Source organism: Kamptonema sp. UHCC 0994 (genome assembly GCF_029167235.1).
GTDB lineage: Bacteria > Cyanobacteriota > Cyanobacteriia > Cyanobacteriales > Microcoleaceae > Kamptonema.
Map to the genome: position 1 here is coordinate 1 of NZ_JARFTR010000170.1, position 2,135 is coordinate 2,135.

The 2,135-nt window shown below is 49.9% G+C and carries 1 protein-coding gene; it reads left to right on the top strand.

Going from position 1 to position 2,135, the window contains the following annotated elements; all coding sequences use genetic code 11:
* Positions 1-157 precede the first annotated feature (157 nt).
* A complete protein-coding gene (ftsH3, locus tag PY364_RS15720; protein ID WP_275523911.1) occupies positions 158-1,996 on the top strand; it encodes an ATP-dependent zinc metalloprotease FtsH3 in 1,839 nt (612 codons plus the stop codon).
* Positions 1,997-2,135: the final 139 nt, after the last annotated feature.

Consider the following 2,135-nt stretch of genomic DNA (forward strand, 5'->3'; position numbering starts at 1 on the left):
AAAGAAACCGCCAGGATGGCGGCGTTACGTAAAGTGCGCGATCGCCACTACCAATCTCTCCCTGTAGCGACAACAAGTTACAATTACGTTAAGATTGATTAACATAATTAAAAATTCCCAAGTCTTTGTGACTTAAAAAATAGGAGGATAGACCTCGGTGAATAAACGGTGGAGAAACGCAGGCCTGTACGCACTACTGGCGATTGTCGTCATTGCCTTAGCAACAGCATTTTTTGACAAACAGCCCCCCAGCCGACAACTGTGGAAGTACAGCGAATTCATTGAGCAAGTCCAGAGCAAGAGAGTAGACAAAGTAAGTATAAATGCTGACCGGACTAGAGCCCTAGTCACTTCCCAGGATGGCACTAAGGTACTCGTCAACTTGCCTAATGACCCTGAGCTGATCAATATCCTCACCACTAACGGCGTGGACATTTCAGTTTTACCCACGAACGACGAAGGCTTCTGGCTCAAAGCCATGAGCAGCCTATTCTTTCCCATCCTACTTTTAGTTGGATTGTTCTTCCTGTTGCGGCGAGCCCAAAATGGCCCTGGTTCTCAAGCGATGAACTTTGGCAAATCTAAAGCCAGAGTGCAAATGGAACCCCAAACCCAAGTAACTTTCGGGGATGTCGCCGGTATTGAACAAGCCAAATTAGAACTGTCGGAAGTTGTGGACTTCCTGAAAAATGCCGATCGCTTTACCGCAGTTGGCGCAAAAATTCCTAAAGGCGTGCTCTTAGTCGGCCCTCCCGGAACTGGTAAAACCTTGCTAGCTAAGGCCGTCGCCGGTGAAGCTGGCGTTCCTTTCTTCTCGATTTCCGGTTCTGAATTTGTGGAAATGTTCGTGGGTGTCGGCGCGTCTCGCGTCCGCGACTTATTTGAACAAGCCAAATCTAACGCACCTTGCATCGTATTCATCGATGAAATTGATGCCGTTGGCCGCCAGCGGGGTGCTGGTTTAGGCGGCGGAAACGATGAGCGCGAACAAACCCTCAACCAGTTATTAACTGAGATGGATGGCTTTGAGGGCAATACTGGCATCATTATTATTGCTGCTACCAACCGCCCTGACGTGCTGGATTCAGCGCTGCTGCGTCCGGGTCGTTTTGACCGTCAAGTGGTGGTCGATCGCCCTGACTACGCGGGTCGCTTGGAAATTCTCAACGTCCACGCTCGCGGCAAAACTTTGTCTAAGGATGTGGATTTGGATAAAATTGCTCGCCGGACTCCTGGTTTCACGGGTGCAGATTTGGCTAATTTGCTGAATGAAGCCGCTATTTTGGCTGCTCGTCGCAATTTGACAGAAATCTCGATGGATGAGGTTAATGATGCGATCGATCGGGTGCTGGCTGGCCCTGAGAAGAAAGACCGTGTAATGAGCGAAAAGCGCAAAACGCTGGTAGCTTATCACGAAGCTGGTCACGCTTTGGTGGGTGCTTTGATGCCTGATTATGACCCAGTACAGAAGATTAGCATTATCCCTCGCGGTCGCGCTGGCGGTTTGACTTGGTTTACGCCGAGTGAAGATCGGATGGATTCTGGTCTTTATTCCCGCTCTTATTTGCAAAATCAGATGGCGGTGGCTTTAGGTGGTCGGATTGCTGAGGAGATTGTCTTCGGTGAGGAAGAAGTGACTACTGGCGCGTCGAATGATTTGCAACAGGTGGCGCGTGTGGCTAGACAAATGGTGACTCGGTTCGGGATGAGCGATCGCCTCGGCCCAGTTGCTCTCGGTCGTCAGCAAGGCAATATGTTCATGGGCCGGGACATCATGGCGGAGCGCGATTTCTCCGAAGAGACAGCCGCTACGATCGATGATGAAGTCCGCACTTTGGTAGATCAAGCTTACCGCCGCGCTAAAGAGGTGCTGGTTGGTAATCGTCACGTCCTTGATAAATTAGCAGATATCTTGGTGGACAAGGAAACTGTGGACGCTGACGAGTTGCAAGAGTTGCTAGCGAATAATGATGTCAAGATGGCTGCGATCGCATAATCAATTTTAGAGTGCGATCGGATCTAGAATCTTAAATTAGGGTAATTCCGGTTTCCGGGATTGCCCTAATTTTTGGGAAGGATGAGAATCGTCATGATGCGATCCGTAACGCCGCCTTCTAGGCGGTATCTTAACCGCC